Genomic DNA, 18,007 nt, shown 5'->3' with positions numbered 1-18,007 from the left:
CAATTGGGTTTACTTATTAATTAGCCGGATACACTTTAAATATTTCAGATAACAACACACTGTGACCAATGCCCACATCCAGCAACGGTGCATCCGCCCCCGGTGTTACTCCGTTAACTTTTGCGTATTTCAGTCGGATAAGATTGCTTTCTGCGATCTCTTCGCCCTTCATGCTGGCTTTGATTTCAAAGGTATATTTACCTTTAAGGTCAGCAACCAGCTCACCATTATCATTGCGGCCATCCCAGGTCCGGTCATAAAGATCCGGTTTGGTTTCACCCTCAATCGTAATAGTCCGGACAATGGCTTTGTTTTTATCACGGATAGTGATATCAATTTTGTCGGCTGGTTTACCGAGGAAGAAGCCGAACGGTGAAGACTCATAGCCGGTATTACTGCCTTCGTTATTCCCGCTGTTTCCGTCATCCGGTTTATCATCGGCAAACGGCAGAACAGATTCATCAGTACCCGCCAGCGGATTCGTTGGTTTCACTAATTTCTGTGTACCGTCAGTATTCAGCGGAGTCAGGACTAAATCACTGCCGGGAATAAGCACGCTTTTTCCGACCAGCTGAGTTGCCTGCAATGACTGACCCGAATTAATTTGTTTGGAAATACCGGTCACACTGTCATTGAGCTTATTCATGCTCTCAAGTGATGCAATTTGCGCCAGTTGGCTGGTAAGATCCGTGTTATCCATCGGTTTGGTCGGATCCTGGTTCTGCATCTGCGTGACGATCATCTGCAAAAACGTATCCCGCATATCATCACTCTGGCTTTTTTGCGGCTTTTTCTGAGTGTCAATATCGTTATTCGTTGATTCATTGTTCGTGGCATTAATTCCCATGATTTACTCCGTTACTGCCCCAGTGTTAATGTTTTCTGCAACAGGGTTTTCGCGGTATTCATCACTTCCAGGTTCGCCTGGTAGCTGCGGGAAGCCGAAATGGTGTTGATCATTTCGCCGACGGTATCCACATTAGGCATACGCACGTAGCCTTTTTCATCTGCCAGCGGGTGACCGGGTTTGTATTCAAGCCGGGGTTCTGACGGGTCTTCAATCAGCTGGCTGACTTTTACGCCGCCGATGTCATAACGCCCCTGCGGCGAGGTCTGAAACACAACCTGCTTCGCACGGTACGGCTCACCATCCGGGCCTGCCACACTTTCGGCATTCGCCATATTGCTCGCACTGACATTGAGACGCTGTGACTGCGCCGTTAATGCTGATGCGGAAATATCAAAAATACTCAGTAATCCCATGCGGATTATCCTTGCTGTAAGACAGCCAGCATGCTTTTCACGCGACTGTTAATAAAGGTCAGGTCAGCCTGATATTTCAGGGTATTATCAGCAAACTGGCTGCGCTCGACATCCATATCGACGGTATTACCGTCCATAGATGTCTGATACGGAACGCGATATTTCAGATCAACCGCAGAAGGTGTGGCCGTACCCTGTCCGCTGATATGTCCTTTCGCAGTGACCGCCATTGTCAGACCACCGCTTTTGGCTGTGCCGTTGTTCATTGCCTGTTTCAGCTGATGGCTGAAATCAATATCCCGCGCCTGATAGCCCGGGGTATCTGCGTTAGCGATATTGGATGCCAGCACTGTCTGACGGTTTTCACGCAATGAAAGCGCCTGCTGCTGAAACGCAAACGTAGCATTTAACTTATCAAGCATGTCTGTCCTCAATTGATGTGGAACGCCTGTTTTAGTGATAGCTATAGTAGCCGTCCCTGAAAAATTCAAATGGCAGGATAAACGTGAAATAACCGGGCTATTTACCGGATTCAACGATATTGAAAGTGCGTAAACTGCGGACATCAGAAATGGGCTGATTGACTATACCCAACGTCATTCAGGATGCAGGCGGGCTTTGCCCGGTAAACAAACCTGCTGTTTGAAGGAATAAGGGTATATGAGGAAAAAGTATGTCTCTCCGTTACCGTAAATTACTCATCAGCGGTTTACTGGTATTTTCCGCCTCTGCGCAAGCTGCATTGCCGGAGGATATCAATCAGTATTTCCGCCTGTTACACCCGGAGCCGCTGAAAGTGTCGATAGAGGTAAAAACACCTATCGACCGCTGGCCTGCATGTAAGAAACCGGTGTTACAGTTACCGGCAGGCGGGCGTAATACGGGTAATGTTTCACTGCCGGTGCTGTGCGGGAAGAAACGCACATTTATTCAGCTGACCGTGAATGTCACCGGACAATATTACGTTGCCACCCGGCAAATAATGCGCGGCGAAGCTATTCAGTTTGTGGATATCGGTGCAAAGCGGGGCTTATTACATAAGTTACCGGCAGGCACAGTCACCGATAAAATGGCACTGCGCGGAGGCGTTGCCCTGCGTAATATTGATGCCGGACAGACATACATAAGTTCAATGTATCGTCAGCCCTGGGCAATTAAAGCCGGACAAACCGTATTTGTTGTAGCGGACGGTGACAATTTTTCGGTAAAATACGAAGGGCGCGCCATCAATAATGCTGCAACGGGTGCCACAATCCGGGTGCGTCTGGTTAACGGACAAGTCGTCAGCGGCGAAGCACTTGAGAATGGCAGTGTAAAAGTATCACTTTAGCTATATACCCGACGTCATTCAAAATGCAGGCTGAGCGTAGCCAACGAACCTGCTGTTTGAATGAATAAGGGTATAAATTTAGTTATAAAGTTTCAGATAAAATTGCCGATATGTAGTGAGTATAAGGGAGACACCCTCAATCACCGCAGATCGGGAATAAGGAAAATAAATATGGCAATTGAGCAAACATCCGCGATTTCATCACTGACTAAAGTGACCAACCGCGACCCGAAAGAAATGGCCGCAGCACCGCGTGATAAAAAAAATTCAGACCGCTGAAACAGTCCGCGAGAGTGCATTTTCACCAAGTGAAATTCAGAAACAACTGCTGGCACCGAATAAAAATGATATCAATACGGTAAAAGTTGCTGAAATCAAGCAAGCCCTGAAAGACGGTACGCTGCGTATGGACGCCGGTAAAATAGCTGATGGTATTCTGCGTGATGCACATGAATGCATGCTATCAATAAACAGTGCTGATAAAGATGACTGAACAACTTCTGCCGCTGCTTGAGCAACAACTCGCTCATTTACAATCACTGCACCAGGTGATGAAAAATGAGGAGTTGTTACTCGGCTATGCGCGCGTTCCGCAATCCCCGTATCAGGAAACAACGGAACAAAAACGGTTTTTGGTGGCTGCTATCGGTCACAATGAAAACCATCGCCTGCAACTTGAGCAGGAGTCCGGTATATGCCCGCCCTATGAGGACGATGAAGGTATTCATCTTGTCTGGAACAGCATTAAAGATCTTACCATCATGCTGAAAGAGATGAATTACCGTAACCATCAGATGCTGAAACTGCACATGCAGCTTAATCAGGAACGACTGGATTTTATGAAAAAACATAATAACCAGGCGACTTATGGTGCTGATGGTCAGGAATCCGGCAGCCGGTTACTGGGTAAGAAAATTATTGTCTGATAATTAACTGCCTTCTGTATGGCAGTTAATTGTTTCATTCCTGCATCCTTCTCCGCTTCCCCCTGTTTCCGCTTATATTTTCTGAATAATCCCTGTATCTGTCCCTGTTCCTGCCTCTGAATGCAGATCTCTGCGGTTTCACGCAAAGCAGCGGACCCAAACAACATCCGGCAGAATTACGCACATGCTGCACATAAAAAACGGGAGTCTGTTTTCACAGGCTCCCGTATCGTATTAGTGCAGTAATTTAGTGCAGCAATAATGTCTTAATGACTTATCAGCTTATCAGCTTATCAGCTTATCAGCTTATCAGCCGCCAATCATGGACGTCATTCTTATCTGACGACGGTCATTCAGTTCCAGGTTTGACATCACCACCAACTGCGGCAGACTACGGCGCAGGAAGCGGGATAAAATCAGACGCAGGGAGTGATTCACCAGCAATACTGTTGGTGCACCCATTGCTTCCTGGTGTGATACGGCGGCGATTGCCTGCTGCTCAATGCTCTGCGCCAGGTTCGGCTCCAGTCCGCCGCCGTTTTTCGATGCCTGTAACAGGATCTGTTCCAGACCCGCATCCAGCCCGATAACCTGAATCTCACCGGCAGAGCCAAACCACTGCTGTGTGATCGCACGGCCCAGGGCTATCCGCACCTGAGATGTCAGAATATCCGCGTCTTTCTGTTCGCCATTATCACCCACCTGCTCCGCCAGCGTTTCAATAATGGTGCGCATATCGCGGATCATCACGTTTTCTGCCAGCAGATTTTGCAGGACCCGATGGAAAAGCGTCAGTGACAATGTATCAGGAATAAGGTCATCCGCCAGTTTCGGCATCTCTTTTTTCACGCGGTCATACAGCATTTGTGCTTCCTGACGCCCGAACAGATCACTCGCGTACTCCAGCAGAATCTGATTAAAGTGCGTCGCCACCGCCGTACTTGCAGATACCACGGTATAACCCTGGATTTGCGCCTGCTCGCGCAGATCATCATCAATCCACACTGCCGGTAATCCGAAGGCCGGTTCCTGCGTCGCATCCCCTTCCAGAGAGCCTGCCGCATTACCGGGATCAATCGCCAGCCAGCGACCCGGCTGAGCTTCCCCGCGTCCTGCTTCCGCACCTTTAATCAGAATACGGTAACTCGTCGGGGTCAGTTCCAGGTTGTCACAGATGTGCACCACCGGCGGCAGATACCCGACTTCCTGCGCAAATTTCTTGCGCAATCCGCGGATACGTCCGAGCAGCTCGCCCTGCTGGTCATTATCTACCAGCGGGATCAGCCGGTAGCCAACTTCCATTGCCAGTAAATCTTCAGCGACAACATCGTCCCAGGTGGCTTCCGTCACTTTATTGGCTTCACGGAAGTGCTTATCCTGCACATTGGTTTCTGTGACTTTCTCCGGTGCCTGCGATTTTTTCACCAGATACCAGCCAAGACCGGCAAGTGCGGCAGTGAACAGCAGGAAAACAAAGTTCGGCATTCCCGGGATAAGCCCGAGCAGCCCGAGCACCCCGGCGCTGAGCCACATGACACGCGGATTATTGAACAGCTGGGAAATCATCTGTTCGCCCGCATCTTCATCTGTCGCCACGCGGGTTACAATAACACCGGCAGCCGTTGAGATGATAAGTGCAGGGATCTGTGCGACCAGACCATCACCGATAGTCAGCAGTGTATAGGTGCTGGCGGCATCGCCCAGCGGCATCTGATGCTGAGCAACCCCGACAATCAGCCCGCCGATCACGTTAATCACCATGATCATAATACCGGCAACGGCATCACCACGGACAAATTTACTGGCACCGTCCATCGAGCCGTAAAAATCCGACTCCTGAGTGACTTCAGTACGCCTGCGTTTGGCTTCTTCATCCGTGATAATACCGGCGTTCAAATCGGCATCAATTGCCATTTGTTTACCGGGCATACCATCAAGAACAAAGCGTGCGCCCACTTCCGCAATACGCCCCGCACCCTTGGTGATAACCATAAAGTTGATTAATACCAGGATAATAAAGACCACAATACCAATGGCAAAGTTACCGCCGACCAGAAAGTGACCAAATGCTTCCACCACCTGTCCGGCGGCAGCCGGTCCGGTGTGTCCGTCCATCAGAATGATACGGGTCGATGCCACGTTCAGTGACAGGCGAAGCAGGGTCGAAAAGAGCAGAATGGTAGGGAATGCCGCAAAATCCAGGGTACGCCGGGTAAACATAGCGACCAGCAGAACCATAATGGAAAGTGCAATATTAAACGTAAACAGCAAATCCAGAATGAACGCCGGCAGCGGCAGAACCATCATGGACAGGATCATCAAAATGAGCACAGGTCCTGCAAGTAACTGCCATTGTGCTCCCTGCATGTTTTTCGGTAATCTTAAAAGTGCAGCCAGATTAGCCATTTCAGTTATTTTCTCCAACAATATCAAGTGCCTGAGGCACCGGTAAATTCTTCGGTTTCTTCGGTTTCAGCCCGCCTTCACGACGCCAGCGACGTAACTGAAACACCCATGCCAGAACTTCAGCCACGGCGGCATACAGTGCCACCGGTATTGACTGACCCACTTCAGCATGGCGGTACAAGGCACGCGCCAGCGGCGGTGCTTCCAGCAGTAAAATGCGGTTTTCCGCACCTATTTCTTTTATCCGCAGTGCCAGCACACCGGCACCTTTTGCCAGCACTTTGGGGGCGCTCATTTTTTTATCGTCATACTTGAGTGCAACCGCATAATGTGTCGGGTTAGTCACGATGACATCAGCCCCGGGCACATCTGCCATCATGCGGTTATGCGCCATCGCCCGCTGTTGCTGGCGAATTTTTGCTTTTATCTGCGGGTCGCCTTCCTGCTGCTTAAACTCATCCTTGATATCCTGACGGCTCATCCGCAGCTTTTTCAGGTGAGAACGCAACTGCCAGAACACATCAAACGCCACCATCGGGATCAGCATAAATATGATGAGATAACCGGCAAAAATAACTTTCTGCATCGCATTACCCATTGCGGTTCCCGGTGATTCCATTGCCAAATGCAGTAATGAGGGCCAGGCCTGCCATAAAAAAATCCAGGCACCAAGGCCGATAAATGCGGATTTAAGAATGGCTTTGAATAACTCGGCCAGCGCATTCATGGAAAAAATGCGTTTAAGCCCCTTTAACAGGCTGAGTTTTGACAGATCAAACTTGATGGATTTTGTATTGAATGCCAGCCCGCCGACCAGTGCCGATGCCGAAATACCCACCAACGCCAGCCCGCCGACAACCGGCAGCAGCGCAAACAATGCTTCAGTAATCACTTTGCCCAGATAGCTGAGCATCAACCCGGAGTTTTGCAGATAAAAACTGTCAAAAATAAATCCCTGACGAAAAATAGTGCGCAACTGTCCGGCCAGATGTCCGCCGCTTAACCACAGCAAACTAACCCCCGCCAGCATCATCATCAGTGAACTGAGCTCTTTTGAGCGGGCTATCTGTCCGTCTTCTTTCGCTTTCTCTTTTTTATGGGGGGTGGGATCTTCTGTTTTTTCTACATCACTTTCATCAGACACGCACGCCTCCGCCGTCTGCGGCTATTTTGCTTATGGCTATAGCATGACAGAGTACGGCTGATTCAATGGTGGAAAATGACTGATCTTAACGGGGTAATTCCCTGATTAAAGCCGCTCTGATGAACTTTCCAGCAGAAAATAACTTCACAATGAAACAAATCATGGTATTGCAATGCTTTATCTGTGCAAACCCGCCCGCAGCCCCACGAAACCCCGTATTTTATGTAAATGATTAAATTAGGAATAATTCCGATAGGCATAATTGCTGGTTTATTTATAATTCCGGACGATTTATTCCACGATAATCACAAGCAAGGTACTCACTACATGAAAAAAAACAATCTTAGCCTGCTCTCTGGGTTTGATGGCTCTGGCACTTACCGCATGTTCCGGCGAAGAAAAAACAGCATCAGCCGTTCCGGGCGCTACTGAAACCTGTAACAAATACTTCTCTGAAGTTGATGCTTTAATGAAAAAAGCCAGCGAAAACGAAGCAGCTAAAGCTCAGTTAGAGCCGATGATGAAGCAGTACGATGATGCTAAAAAGCAAATCGCTGCAATGCCTAAAGATCAGCAGGATGCTGCATGTAAAGCAGGTAGCGAAGCACTGGCTCAGGTTAAGCAGGCAATGGGTATCTAATATCCTTCCCGTGTGGAAAGATATTTCACAACCGCAGTATCCTTACTGCGGTTTTTTTACAACTAAAATCCGAGTTCATCCAGCAGGTCATCAACCTGTGACTGTGATGCCACCACATTGGAGCCTTTCGGATCAATCTGCGGTCCGTTCTTGAGGCTGTCGACCGGGTGTTTTGCGCGGATATCCGCCGGTGTATTTTCCATCAGCAGGAATAACAGCTGTTTCTCTGTTTCTTCCACGACTTCCATCATTTTTTTCACAACCTGGCCGGTCAGATCCTGAAAGTCCTGCGCCATCATGATTTCCATCAGCTCACTTTTGGTCACCGCACTGCCGTCAATCACCCGGCGGATAAAGGCCATGGTTGATTCCTGCAATAACGGGTCACTCTCCGGTGACGGGGACGATTGCCAGCGTTCCTGCAAATCCAGCGCCTCATCATGCATCTTTACCTGTAACGGCTTGATGGTGTCTATCCCGTTGAGTGTTCTTTCGGCGGCCTGTGCTGTCATCTGAGCGATATAACGCAATCGGTCTTTTCCGTCCGGAATTGTCGCGACCGCTTGTTGCACGCCCTTTTCTAATCCCAGTTCACGCATGCTTTCTCTCAACATCCTCGTTAAAAAACCAACCCGGGTGATGATCTGTTTTAAATCATCATCACTGTTTTTATTTCTGTCCGTTGATATGCTTTCCGTCATCCTGCTTTCCCTCTGCTGATACTTCTCAGTTCAGACCCATCTTTTCAAACACCTTGTTCAGCTTTTCCTCAAGAATGGCTGCGGTGAACGGCTTGACGACATAACCACTGGCACCCGCCTGGGCTGCGGCAATAATGTTTTCTTTTTTGGCTTCAGCGGTGACCATCATGACCGGAATGTGCTTGAGTGCCTCATCTGCACGGATGGTTTTCAGCAATTCCAGTCCGTCCATATTCGGCATGTTCCAGTCCGCCACCACAAAATCAATCTGTCCCGCACGGATTTTCTCCAGTGCATCCACACCGTCTTCCGCCTCTTCAATTTTGTTGTATCCCAACTCTTTTAAGAGGTTGCGTACAATACGGCGCATTGTGGAAAAATCATCAACAACCAGAAAATTTAAATCTTTAGCGGCCATAACCACTCCTGCTTCAATACAATGAATAATTGCTGCTCCCGCTACGCGGAAACAGCGGCAAGTCTTTCCAGCACACTCGGTGCTATTTTGAGGAGATCGCGGATTTCATCGACGGCATCCAGTTCAATTGCGGCTCTCGGCATACCAAACACCACACAGCTGCGCTCATCCTGCGCGTACGTCACCGCGCCTTTCTGGTGCAGATTAAGCATACCGCGTGCGCCGTCCATACCCATCCCGGTCAGTAATATCGCGATACATTTACGCCCGGCACTCTCTGCCACTGAGTCAAACAACACATCCACAGACGGACGGTGACGATTTACCGGCGGCGTCTGTTGCAGCGCCACCTGATAACCATGCCCTTTATCCACAATCAGCATGTGAGCATCTCCCGGTGCGATATACGCATGCCCTTTCAGCAGAGTATCGCCGTGTTCCGCTTCTTTTACCGTCAGCGCACACAGTTTATTCAGCCGCTCGGCAAACGAACGGGTAAAACCCGCCGGCATATGCTGGGTAATAACCACCGGCGGACATTCCGGCGGCAACATTTCCAGGAACTGACGGATAGCTTCTGTGCCGCCTGTTGAAGCACCAACCGCTATCACGCGGTTGTGGCAAACATACGATGACAGCGGCTTGCCGGTAACCACCGGTGTCGCAGCTGTTTTTTCCTGACGCTGAGTACGGCTTGCCCGGGTGACTTTTGACATGGCTGCCGCACGGATTTTTTCACCGATAAGATCACGGTAACTCATCATGGTTTCACGAATGCCGATCTGCGGTTTGGTGACAAAATCCACCGCCCCCAGTTCCAGTGCTTTTAACGTCACCTCAGAACCTTTGGAGGTCAGTGTGGAGACCATCACCACAGGCACAGGATGCAGGCGCATCAGTTTTTCCAGAAAGTCTATTCCGTCCATACGCGGCATTTCGACATCCAGCGTGACCACGTCGGGCTCATGCTGTTTAATCAAATCACGCGCGACATACGGGTCCGGTGCGACATCCACAACCGTCATATCCGGATGGCTGTTAATGATTTCACGCATTAACTGGCGCATCAGCGCGGAGTCATCAACGCAAAGTACTTTTATTTTTTTCATCACCTCTCCCGGCAGCCTGAACGCTGTATACGGTTTGTCCTCTGATGACATAACGCTGGGATAACTGAGATAAATTCTCTGAGTGTCCGATAAACAGCAGTCCGTCAGGCTTCAGTAGCGGAATAAAACGTTCCAGCAATTGTTTTTGCATCTCTTTATCAAAATAAATCATGACATTACGACAGAAAATGGCGTCAAATTGTCCCTGAAACTGCCAGTCAGTATCGGTCAGATTCAACAGCCTGAAATCAACCATCCGCCCGAGTGCCGGTTTTATCCGCGCATAACCTTCATATTCCCCGACGCCTTTCATAAAGTAGCGCTGGCGCTGAAGAGCATTCATATTTTTCAGCTCTTCAAGGCGGTAAACACCTTTGCGGGCTTTTTCCAGCACTTCAGTGTCGATGTCGCTGGCGATCACTTTGGCATTCAGTGCATTTTGTCCGAGGACATCACTGAGTGTCATGGCGATAGAATAAGGCTCTTCCCCGGTTGACGAGGCCGCACACCAGATATTGATCGGCTGATCACGGCGGGAGCGGATAAATTCTGTCAGTGTCTGAAAATGGTGCGGCTCACGGAAAAAAGCCGTTAAATTCGTCGTCAGTGCATTAATAAAAGCCTGCCATTCCGGGTGCAGCGGCTCCCGTTCCAGCATGCGCAGGTATTCAGAAAATGTGCCCGTATTGCAGTCTCTCAGCCGCTTTAACAGGCGGTTGTAAACCATATTTTTTTTATTCATGCTAAGGACGATGCCTGACTTTTTATAAATAAACCGGCACACCCGACCAAACTCATCATCTGTGAGTGGTGCTATCTGTGGCGCAAAAAGCATCGTACTTGTTGTCCTTTCTGTAAAAATAGTCATACGACCCGGCACCGGACAGCCTGCGATATAGCGGCCCGATACCGGGGAGTTTCACGACTTAATCAGCCGGCAAAGCCGGTTTTGGGCCCTTTATTGTCAGGTAATTCAAAGAACGACACTGTTTCCACCAGGTTATTAGCCTGATCTTCCAGTGCTGCAGTGGCGCTGGTCGACTGCTCAACCAGCGCGGCGTTTTGCTGAGTAACAAGATCCATCTGACTGACGGCGGTTGCCACCTGTTCAATTCCCCGGCTCTGTTCATTGGATGCCGAGGCGATTTCACTCATTAATTCTGTCACCTGATTTACCGCAATCACCAGCTCTTCCATAGTCTTACCGGCGCTGTCCACCAGTTGAGTACCCTGTCCGACCCGATCAACGGACTCATCAATCAGTGATTTGATCTCTTTCGCCGCTTCCGCACTGCGTTGTGCCAATGCACGGACTTCACCTGCCACCACCGAGAACCCGCGTCCCTGCTCTCCGGCACGGGCCGCTTCAACAGCCGCATTCAGTGCCAGGATATTGGTCTGGAATGCAATGCCGTCGATTACGCTGATAATGGCGCTGATTTTCTGCGAACTGTTGGCAATTGAGGTCATGGTTTCAATCACGCTGTCCGTAATTTTCCCGCCACGCCCCGCCGTTTTAGATGCGGTTACCGCCAGCTCACTGGCCTGGCGTGCATTATCCGCATTCTGTTTCACTGTGGCGGTCAGTTCTTCCATGCTGGCTGCCGTCTCTTCCAGAGAGGCCGCCTGCTGCTCTGTACGTGATGATAAATTATTATTGCCCAGCGCAATCTCACGAATTCCGGTATACATTTGGTCTGTATTCAGGCGAACGTTTGATATCGATTCTGCCAGTGATGTCTGCATCAGTTGTAACTGCCCGAAAACACTACCGATTTCATCACGGGACGTGACATCTATCTGCTGATTCAGTTTTCCTTCTGACACCAGCATAAAATGTTCACTCATGCTGGTCAGCGGATTGATAACCTTGTAACGCATCCAGAAATGCGCAAGCACAGAGATAAACAAAATGGTGCCGGTCACGCAGAAAAACATAATCCATGCCAGGCGGTTATAGAATGTGCCGGACTCAATGGCACTGCGGCTTTCATCATCGAGTAATGCAAGATAATCGCTGACAACCGCCCCCATTTTGTCCTGATACATTTGTGTAGGGTGCTCAACGTAAGCAGGAATGTTACCTGCATCAATATAACCGCGCAGTTCCTTCACCACTCCGAGGTAAGACTGATACTGCTCCTCGATACCGGCGAAATCCTCTTTTTCACTGAGAACCGGCTGCGCTTTAAACTGGTTATAATCTTCAGCCGCTTTTTCCAGCAACATATCAAAGGCGGTTTTCACCTGACGGATATCACTCTCTTCAGAGCCGACTTTGATATGGATAACAACCTGAGTCAGCAGGTTACGTGCCTGCATCAGATCTTCATACGATGAAACCAAAAGTGAACGCTTTTTAGAGCCGAGATCGACCCGTTCCAGCGACGTTAGCTCTGATGAAACAATTCCCAGCGATAAACCGCTGGAAATTATCTGCATGCCACAAAAGAAAATGAGTAGCAGATATAAACTGACAGAAATCCGAATTCTCTTACCAAACATATACCATCCCCAATTGCGTCCGCTCAGAGCTCACCTGCTTCAATTATTGTTATCGCTGTGATGCACAAAAGCGCCGTCAGGTATCACCCTGACAGCGCAAAGCTGAGACGCGTCGTTAGAAAGTTTCCCAATTGTCATCATCTTGATGATTCTTCGATGATATTTTACTGAGATCCGGGGTTTTCACGACGTTTGAAATCGTTCTTGCCGCCGGTTCAGTATACTTATCGTCCCTGTGTTTCAAGGCCGGTAAGCGGAAAATAGCTATCAGTTGTGACAGTTTTGCCACCTGTTCTTCCAGCACATTTGCCGCCACCGCAGACTGCTCAACCAGTGAGGCGTTCTGCTGCGTCACTTTGTCCATTTCAGCCACTGCAATACTGACCTGTGAAATTCCTTTGCTCTGCTCATCAGAAGCGGTTGCGATATGGGCCATAATGTCAGTAACACGCGTGACGGATTCCACAATCTTAGTCATGGTTTCACCGGCATCTTCTGCCTGACGGGCGCCTGTTCCGGTACGGGATACCGAGTCTTCAATGAGCGTTTTAATTTCTTTTGCCGCATTCGCACTGCGCTGGGCAAGGTTGCGGACTTCGTCTGCGACCACAGCAAATCCGCGTCCGTGTTCACCGGCGCGCGCTGCTTCCACGGCAGCATTCAGTGCCAGAATATTGGTCTGGAACGCAATACTGTCGATAACCGCAGTGATATCAGAAATTTTCTGTGAACTGTCAGCGATATTCAGCATGGTATTCACCACGTTAGACACCACTTTCCCGCCTTCACGGGCAATGACAGATGCCTGACCGGCAAATTCACTGGCCTGATGGGCATATTCAGTATTCTGTTTTACAGTGGCAGTCAGTTCACTCATGCTGGCAGCGGTCTGCTCCAGACAGGCAACCTGCTCTTGTGTGCGCGCAGATAAGTCATTGTTTCCTGCTGCAATTTCACTGGTGCCCTGATAGATATTTTCACTGCCGTCACGCACACCGCGCACCGTATTGATAAGCTCCTGCTGCATGTGCTGAACACCACGCCCCAGATCCGCTATTTCATTATTACCATCAACCTGCACTGTCGGGGTCAGATCACCGGCAGCAAAGATATTGATGCGCTCCACCAAATTATTCAGAGGGAAAATAATGCCACGTTTAACATAGCGATAGCTGATAAGGCTGGTCAGTGCCAAAATAACGGCGAGTACAATCAGCATATAAAGTGATTCATCGAAGTTATCTTCTGCGTTAATCACTTCACCACGGAAAGCGGTTGATATGCTGTCAAAATAGGCATTGAACTGTTCTTCAAATTTCATCTGATACCCTGATGTTGCATAGGTATAGAATTGATCTAACTGATCATTTTGCACATACGTTGACAACCGGGTTAACGCATTACGGTAAGTTTCATAAGTTGAAAGCAGTTTTTCAAACTTAGCCTTATCGTATGACGTCCCTTCCATCATTTTCATATAACGGGCATACGCTTTATCAGCATCGGCTAACTGGCGATGTGCCGTTTTAATCAGATCTTCCGGTGTTGCATCATCCTTAAAGGCATGTTCTCTCAGTAAAAAACCATTTGCCGCGCGGTTTAAGTTCGCACGGGCCTGGATCAGATTGACCCAGCTCTGGGTTAATACTTGTCTCTGGCTCTGGAGCGAGTCCAGAAAATGTATGCTGTCGCGATTCTCACCCAGCTTGCTGAACATCAGCCCGCTGGATGTTAATTGCAGCAGTACAAAAATAAGAATGACGGATAAAAGCCCTGATACAATTTTAATTCGGCTATACATAATTTTTTTACTGACATAGTTTTATTGTATTTTTGATATCGGTCACATCAAAAAAAAACTTTAGTGATAGATACACCAAAACCATTTAGCTTAGTTATCATTCAGCCATGCTGTCGATAAGCGCCATTTCATCGCTGGAAAGCAGCTTTTCAATGTCCACCAGGATAAGCATCCGCTCACCGATGGTGCCAAGCCCGGTCAGATAGCGGGTGGATAATGTCACGGCAAAATCCGGGGCCGGGGCAATCTGCTCATCTTTAAGAACCAGCACATCAGATACGCCGTCCACCACAATTCCCACCACGCGATCTTTAAGATTGACCACAATCACCACGGTGTTGTCGTTATAGGTCACGTTCTGGTGAGAAAATTTCACCCGCAGGTCGATAATCGGAATAATAACGCCGCGTAAGTTAGTGACACCTTTAATAAAGTCCGGTGTATTCGCAATCCGGGTAACTTGCTCATATCCCCGGATTTCCTGTACTTTCAGGATCTCAATGCCGTACTCTTCTTCGCCTAAGGTGAAAATCAGATACCCTTCGCCGTTTTTTTCTTCATCAAGTTTGTTAAAATCATCATCCATCATAGACATGGTCATTTACCTCTGTTTATTGCATCACGACGTGTGACGTGTTCAGTTTTTTGCTGCACAAAATTTCGTTGTTCATCCGCTGTAACTCCGCCACATCAACAATCAGTGCGACAGTGCCGTCACCCATGATAGTCGCGGCAGAAATGCCCGGAATTTTGCGGTAGTTGCTTTCGACGTTTTTCACCACAACCTGCTGCTGACCCACCAATTTGTCGACCAGTAAGGCGTAACGGTTGCCCGCATTCTGAACAATCAGCGCAATGCTTTTTGCCAGGTCGCGTTCCGCACCATCGATACCGAATACCTGATGCATTTCGACCAGTGGCAGATATTCTCCGCGCACCAGTAACATTTTTTCTTCACCTGCCAGCCGGTAAATATCTTCCTGACGCGGTTGCAATGTGCTGATAATGGCGCTGAGCGGTACGATAAACACGTCGTCTGCAATTTTGACGGACATGCCGTCCAGGATAGCCAGGGTCAGCGGCAGCAGAATACGGGTGATGGTTCCCTTGCCTTCTGTAAAGCCAATCTGGATACGTCCGCCCATGTCCTGGATGTTCCGTTTCACTACATCCATACCAACACCGCGCCCGGACACGTCTGTAATAACCTCGGCGGTGGAGAATCCCGGTGCCATAATCAGCATCGCGATATCATCATTGGTCATGTTGTCGTGGACATCCATTCCCTGCTGGCGGGCTTTCGCCAGAATGCGTTCGCGGTTCAGTCCCGCGCCGTCATCGCGCACTTCAATACAGATATTGCCACTCTGATGCTCTGCCGCCAGCGTCAGTGTCCCGGCTTCCCGTTTACCGTTTGCCGCGCGGACTTCCGGTCGTTCAATACCGTGATCAAGACTGTTGCGCACCAGATGCGTCAGCGGGTCAATAATCCGTTCGATCAGGCTCTTATCCAGTTCGGTTGAGCTACCCTCAACTTTCAGTTCGATTTTTTTGTTCAGTTTGGAGGCGATATCACGCACCATGCGCGGGAAGCGGCTGAATACGTAATCCATCGGCATCATCCGGATGGACATAACCGACTCCTGCAATGCCCGTGAATTGCGCTCAAGCTGAACAATCGAACTGAGCAGCTCGGCATATTCTGACTGTTCAACCTGCTGACTGTGCTGTGTCAGCATCGACTGAATAATCACCAGTTCACCCACCAGGTTAATCAACTGATCGACCTTTTCCACTGCCACACGGATACTGCCGCTGTCGCCTTTAGTTTTAACAGCCGGTGCTTTGCGTGCAGGCTCTGCCTGTTTTTCCACAGGAGCGGCCTGCGGGGCTTGTACAACCTCCGGCTCTTCCTGCTCTGCCGGTTTTTCTTCCGCAGCCAGAATAGCGGCTAACTCTTCCGCCGGTGTTTCTTCGTGCGCTATCTGCGATTCATCCACCACAAAGCAGAGTACGCCGCAGACATCTTCAATATCCGTATTCGTTCCGAGCCAGATCCGCAGTGTGTCTGTGCCCTCTTCTGTTTTATAAACAGTCCCGAACAGTGCCAGTTCATCCGCCAGTAAAGGGACTTCCGTGGCTTTTAACTGACTTAGCGTGAAGGTGACGTGATGCGCAAAACCGGTTCCCGCCGCCGCAGAAACAGCGGTTGTTTCCGCCGGTTCATCACCGGTGCTATCCTGTGAAGACGCAGCCTGTGTTGTGATAACAGCGGCATCAGCGACACTCTGTTCTACACGGCCCAGCACTTCACAGATGCGGTTAAAGCTCTCTTCGTCCGGCAGCCTGTCACTTTTGTAAGCATCAAGTTGCGAGCCCATCACATCTTTTGTGTCCAGGAAGATATCGATAATATCCGGCGTCAGTGTCAGTTCATCATGACGGGCTTTATCGAGCAGATTTTCCAGGGTATGTGTGGTTTTTTGCAGCAGCGTAAATCCGAATGTCGCAGCACCGCCCTTGATAGAGTGCGCGCTGCGGAAGATGGCATTAAGCTGTTCGCTGTCCGGGTCATGAGGATCGAGCTCCAGCAGATGCTGCTCCATATCCAGGAGCAACTCGTCAGCTTCATCGAAAAACGTTTGATAAAACTCGGTTATATCCATCGCTGTTATCCAATTTTGCTTGCGTTACGACTGACAGGTACTGCCGGAAAATCCGGCAGTACCTGTGTTTCATATTTATTGTTGTTTGTCTGCCGCTGTGGCGGCATCCTGTGGCGGTGTTCCGCCGGGTTCTGCCGGGATCGCCGGTTGTTTTTCCGGCTCCGGTGGTATCACACTGATTTCCACCGGATTTTTTTCCGCAGGGATCCCGGACGGAGGCATCTCCAGCGCATTCAGTTCCTGTATGCTATTGATGGGTACAGCACCTTCATATTCATGCAGGATGCTGGCCCTTTCTGCTTCATTCAGAACAATGATACTGATACGGCGGTTTATCGGTGCCAGCCCGTCTTTTTTGTCCAGATGAACAGATGACGCCATCCCGACCACCCGCAGAATTTTATGTTCATTCATTCCGCCACGAACCAGTTCACGGCGGGATGCATTTGCACGCTCTGCGGATAATTCCCAGTTACTGTAGTTCGCGCCATTCGCGTACGGCAGATCATCCGTATGACCGGAGATACTGATACGGTTCGGCACATCATTGAGGATCGGCGCAATAGCCCGCAAAATATCCCGCATATAAGGCTCAACGTGTGTTGAACCCACCATAAACATCGGGCGGTTAGCACTGTCCACAATCTGAATACGCAAGCCGTCATCAATCATGTCAATCAGCAGGTGCGGCTTGAGTTCATTCAGACGCGGGTCATTTAAAATCGCCTGCTCCAGATCCTGTTTCAGTTTTTCGAAATTACCTTCCGCATCCTGATCATCGGTCATGCCGTTCGGATCAGGCATAACATCACCTTCCTGATAGATGATGTCCTGACCGCCGCCCGGGATAGGGTTTGTCGCATCGCCGGTTTTTGAGCCGGGATTAATTGCCGTTCTCAGCGGTGTGCGAAAATACTCCGCTATTTGTGTCAGTTCCTGCGGACTGGAAATTGAAATCAGCCACATCACCAGGAAGAACGCCATCATTGCGGTCATAAAATCCGCATAGGCAATCTTCCATGATCCCCCGTGTCCGCCGCCGTGCGAGTGTCTACCCCGCTTTTTGACGCGGATAATCTGCGTATTGCCCGGTTTCAT

The 18,007-nt window shown here is 49.4% G+C and carries 18 protein-coding genes; 4 read left to right on the top strand and 14 right to left on the bottom strand.

Features of this window, described 5'->3' with window-relative positions; translation table 11 throughout:
* Nucleotides 1-16: 16 nt before the first annotated feature.
* From AYY16_RS02310 to flgB, 3 genes are read right to left on the bottom strand one after another with little or no spacing between them, the layout of a single operon-like run.
* Nucleotides 17-847 (bottom strand): flagellar hook assembly protein FlgD, encoded by an 831-nt coding sequence (locus tag AYY16_RS02310; RefSeq protein WP_067361522.1) that lies wholly within the window; start codon nucleotides 845-847, stop codon nucleotides 17-19.
* A gap of 11 nt (nucleotides 848-858) precedes the next feature.
* Nucleotides 859-1,263, bottom strand: a complete 405-nt coding sequence (gene flgC / locus AYY16_RS02305) for a flagellar basal body rod protein FlgC (protein ID WP_067361521.1) — start codon at nucleotides 1,261-1,263, stop codon at nucleotides 859-861.
* Between the two features lie 5 nt (nucleotides 1,264-1,268).
* Nucleotides 1,269-1,685: a flagellar basal body rod protein FlgB gene (gene flgB, locus AYY16_RS02300; protein WP_067361520.1), complete on the bottom strand. Its 417-nt coding sequence runs from the start codon at nucleotides 1,683-1,685 to the stop codon at nucleotides 1,269-1,271.
* Nucleotides 1,686-1,936: 251 nt separating this feature from the next.
* Between flgB and flgA the strand changes: the two genes are divergently transcribed.
* The 3 genes from flgA (at nucleotide 1,937) to AYY16_RS02285 (ending at nucleotide 3,519) form a co-directional block, all read left to right on the top strand.
* Complete coding sequence (flgA, locus tag AYY16_RS02295; protein WP_067361519.1) at nucleotides 1,937-2,593, top strand: flagellar basal body P-ring formation chaperone FlgA; 657 nt, start codon at nucleotides 1,937-1,939, stop codon at nucleotides 2,591-2,593.
* A gap of 253 nt (nucleotides 2,594-2,846) precedes the next feature.
* Nucleotides 2,847-3,086, top strand: coding sequence for a flagellar biosynthesis anti-sigma factor FlgM (flgM, locus tag AYY16_RS02290; protein ID WP_235846187.1), 240 nt, complete (start codon nucleotides 2,847-2,849; stop codon nucleotides 3,084-3,086).
* Nucleotides 3,079-3,519, top strand: a complete 441-nt coding sequence (locus AYY16_RS02285) for a flagella synthesis protein FlgN (RefSeq protein ID WP_067361516.1) — start codon at nucleotides 3,079-3,081, stop codon at nucleotides 3,517-3,519. The genes flgM and AYY16_RS02285 overlap by 8 nt, the downstream gene beginning before the upstream one ends.
* Nucleotides 3,520-3,828: 309 nt before the next feature.
* Here AYY16_RS02285 and flhA read toward each other — a convergent pair whose 3' ends face one another.
* Nucleotides 3,829-5,925: a flagellar biosynthesis protein FlhA gene (flhA, locus tag AYY16_RS02280; RefSeq protein ID WP_067361514.1), complete on the bottom strand. Its 2,097-nt coding sequence runs from the start codon at nucleotides 5,923-5,925 to the stop codon at nucleotides 3,829-3,831.
* A gap of 1 nt (nucleotide 5,926) precedes the next feature.
* On the bottom strand, nucleotides 5,927-7,069 hold the full coding sequence (flhB, locus tag AYY16_RS02275) for a flagellar biosynthesis protein FlhB (protein ID WP_067361510.1): 1,143 nt from the start codon (nucleotides 7,067-7,069) through the stop codon (nucleotides 5,927-5,929).
* A gap of 364 nt (nucleotides 7,070-7,433) precedes the next feature.
* Here flhB and AYY16_RS02270 point away from each other — a divergent pair, with 364 nt between their 5' ends.
* Nucleotides 7,434-7,709 (top strand): DUF5339 domain-containing protein, encoded by a 276-nt coding sequence (locus AYY16_RS02270; RefSeq protein WP_067361506.1) that lies wholly within the window; start codon nucleotides 7,434-7,436, stop codon nucleotides 7,707-7,709.
* A 62-nt stretch (nucleotides 7,710-7,771) separates the two neighbouring features.
* Here the strand turns inward: AYY16_RS02270 and AYY16_RS02265 are convergent, their stop codons facing one another.
* The 9 genes from AYY16_RS02265 to motB all read right to left on the bottom strand — a co-directional run bounded on the left by AYY16_RS02265 (nucleotide 7,772) and on the right by motB (nucleotide 18,007).
* Nucleotides 7,772-8,410, bottom strand: a complete 639-nt coding sequence (locus AYY16_RS02265) for a protein phosphatase CheZ (protein ID WP_067361497.1) — start codon at nucleotides 8,408-8,410, stop codon at nucleotides 7,772-7,774.
* A gap of 25 nt (nucleotides 8,411-8,435) precedes the next feature.
* On the bottom strand, nucleotides 8,436-8,828 hold the full coding sequence (cheY, locus tag AYY16_RS02260; protein WP_067361487.1) for a chemotaxis response regulator CheY: 393 nt from the start codon (nucleotides 8,826-8,828) through the stop codon (nucleotides 8,436-8,438).
* 41 nt (nucleotides 8,829-8,869) lie between these two features.
* Nucleotides 8,870-9,937: a protein-glutamate methylesterase/protein-glutamine glutaminase gene (locus AYY16_RS02255; protein WP_067361485.1), complete on the bottom strand. Its 1,068-nt coding sequence runs from the start codon at nucleotides 9,935-9,937 to the stop codon at nucleotides 8,870-8,872.
* Nucleotides 9,909-10,772, bottom strand: coding sequence for a CheR family methyltransferase (locus AYY16_RS02250; protein WP_067361482.1), 864 nt, complete (start codon nucleotides 10,770-10,772; stop codon nucleotides 9,909-9,911). Before AYY16_RS02250 ends, AYY16_RS02255 begins: the two co-directional genes overlap by 29 nt.
* A gap of 95 nt (nucleotides 10,773-10,867) precedes the next feature.
* Nucleotides 10,868-12,442: a methyl-accepting chemotaxis protein gene (locus AYY16_RS02245; RefSeq protein ID WP_067361480.1), complete on the bottom strand. Its 1,575-nt coding sequence runs from the start codon at nucleotides 12,440-12,442 to the stop codon at nucleotides 10,868-10,870.
* A gap of 115 nt (nucleotides 12,443-12,557) precedes the next feature.
* Nucleotides 12,558-14,243 (bottom strand): methyl-accepting chemotaxis protein, encoded by a 1,686-nt coding sequence (locus tag AYY16_RS02240; RefSeq protein ID WP_067361477.1) that lies wholly within the window; start codon nucleotides 14,241-14,243, stop codon nucleotides 12,558-12,560.
* A gap of 97 nt (nucleotides 14,244-14,340) precedes the next feature.
* Complete coding sequence (gene cheW, locus AYY16_RS02235; protein WP_067361474.1) at nucleotides 14,341-14,838, bottom strand: chemotaxis protein CheW; 498 nt, start codon at nucleotides 14,836-14,838, stop codon at nucleotides 14,341-14,343.
* A 16-nt stretch (nucleotides 14,839-14,854) separates the two neighbouring features.
* Nucleotides 14,855-16,909 (bottom strand): chemotaxis protein CheA, encoded by a 2,055-nt coding sequence (gene cheA / locus AYY16_RS02230; RefSeq protein WP_067361461.1) that lies wholly within the window; start codon nucleotides 16,907-16,909, stop codon nucleotides 14,855-14,857.
* A gap of 75 nt (nucleotides 16,910-16,984) precedes the next feature.
* The gene (motB, locus tag AYY16_RS02225; RefSeq protein WP_067361458.1) at nucleotides 16,985-18,007 is read right to left on the bottom strand and encodes a flagellar motor protein MotB; all 1,023 of its coding nucleotides are present in this window, start codon (nucleotides 18,005-18,007) and stop codon (nucleotides 16,985-16,987) included.

Origin of the sequence: Morganella psychrotolerans, from assembly GCF_001676155.1 — a bacterium.
GTDB classification, from domain to species: domain Bacteria; phylum Pseudomonadota; class Gammaproteobacteria; order Enterobacterales; family Enterobacteriaceae; genus Morganella; species Morganella psychrotolerans.
The sequence above is the reverse complement of the archived record's forward strand: the minus strand, read 5'-3'. Positions and strand labels throughout refer to the sequence as shown.

Coding starts and splice junctions, on each gene's coding strand:
- flgA (WP_067361519.1), top strand. CDS start 1,937: ATGTCTCTCCGTTACCGTAAATTACTCATCAGCGGTTTACTGGTATTT.
- AYY16_RS02245 (WP_067361480.1), bottom strand. CDS start 12,442: ATGTTTGGTAAGAGAATTCGGATTTCTGTCAGTTTATATCTGCTACTC.
- motB (WP_067361458.1), bottom strand. CDS start 18,007: ATGAAACCGGGCAATACGCAGATTATCCGCGTCAAAAAGCGGGGTAGA.
- AYY16_RS02255 (WP_067361485.1), bottom strand. CDS start 9,937: ATGAAAAAAATAAAAGTACTTTGCGTTGATGACTCCGCGCTGATGCGC.
- cheY (WP_067361487.1), bottom strand. CDS start 8,828: ATGGCCGCTAAAGATTTAAATTTTCTGGTTGTTGATGATTTTTCCACA.
- AYY16_RS02240 (WP_067361477.1), bottom strand. CDS start 14,243: ATGTATAGCCGAATTAAAATTGTATCAGGGCTTTTATCCGTCATTCTT.
- flgC (WP_067361521.1), bottom strand. CDS start 1,263: ATGGGATTACTGAGTATTTTTGATATTTCCGCATCAGCATTAACGGCG.
- flhA (WP_067361514.1), bottom strand. CDS start 5,925: ATGGCTAATCTGGCTGCACTTTTAAGATTACCGAAAAACATGCAGGGA.
- flgB (WP_067361520.1), bottom strand. CDS start 1,685: ATGCTTGATAAGTTAAATGCTACGTTTGCGTTTCAGCAGCAGGCGCTT.
- cheW (WP_067361474.1), bottom strand. CDS start 14,838: ATGTCTATGATGGATGATGATTTTAACAAACTTGATGAAGAAAAAAAC.
- AYY16_RS02310 (WP_067361522.1), bottom strand. CDS start 847: ATGGGAATTAATGCCACGAACAATGAATCAACGAATAACGATATTGAC.
- cheA (WP_067361461.1), bottom strand. CDS start 16,909: ATGGATATAACCGAGTTTTATCAAACGTTTTTCGATGAAGCTGACGAG.
- AYY16_RS02265 (WP_067361497.1), bottom strand. CDS start 8,410: ATGACGGAAAGCATATCAACGGACAGAAATAAAAACAGTGATGATGAT.
- AYY16_RS02270 (WP_067361506.1), top strand. CDS start 7,434: ATGGCTCTGGCACTTACCGCATGTTCCGGCGAAGAAAAAACAGCATCA.
- AYY16_RS02285 (WP_067361516.1), top strand. CDS start 3,079: ATGACTGAACAACTTCTGCCGCTGCTTGAGCAACAACTCGCTCATTTA.
- AYY16_RS02250 (WP_067361482.1), bottom strand. CDS start 10,772: ATGCTTTTTGCGCCACAGATAGCACCACTCACAGATGATGAGTTTGGT.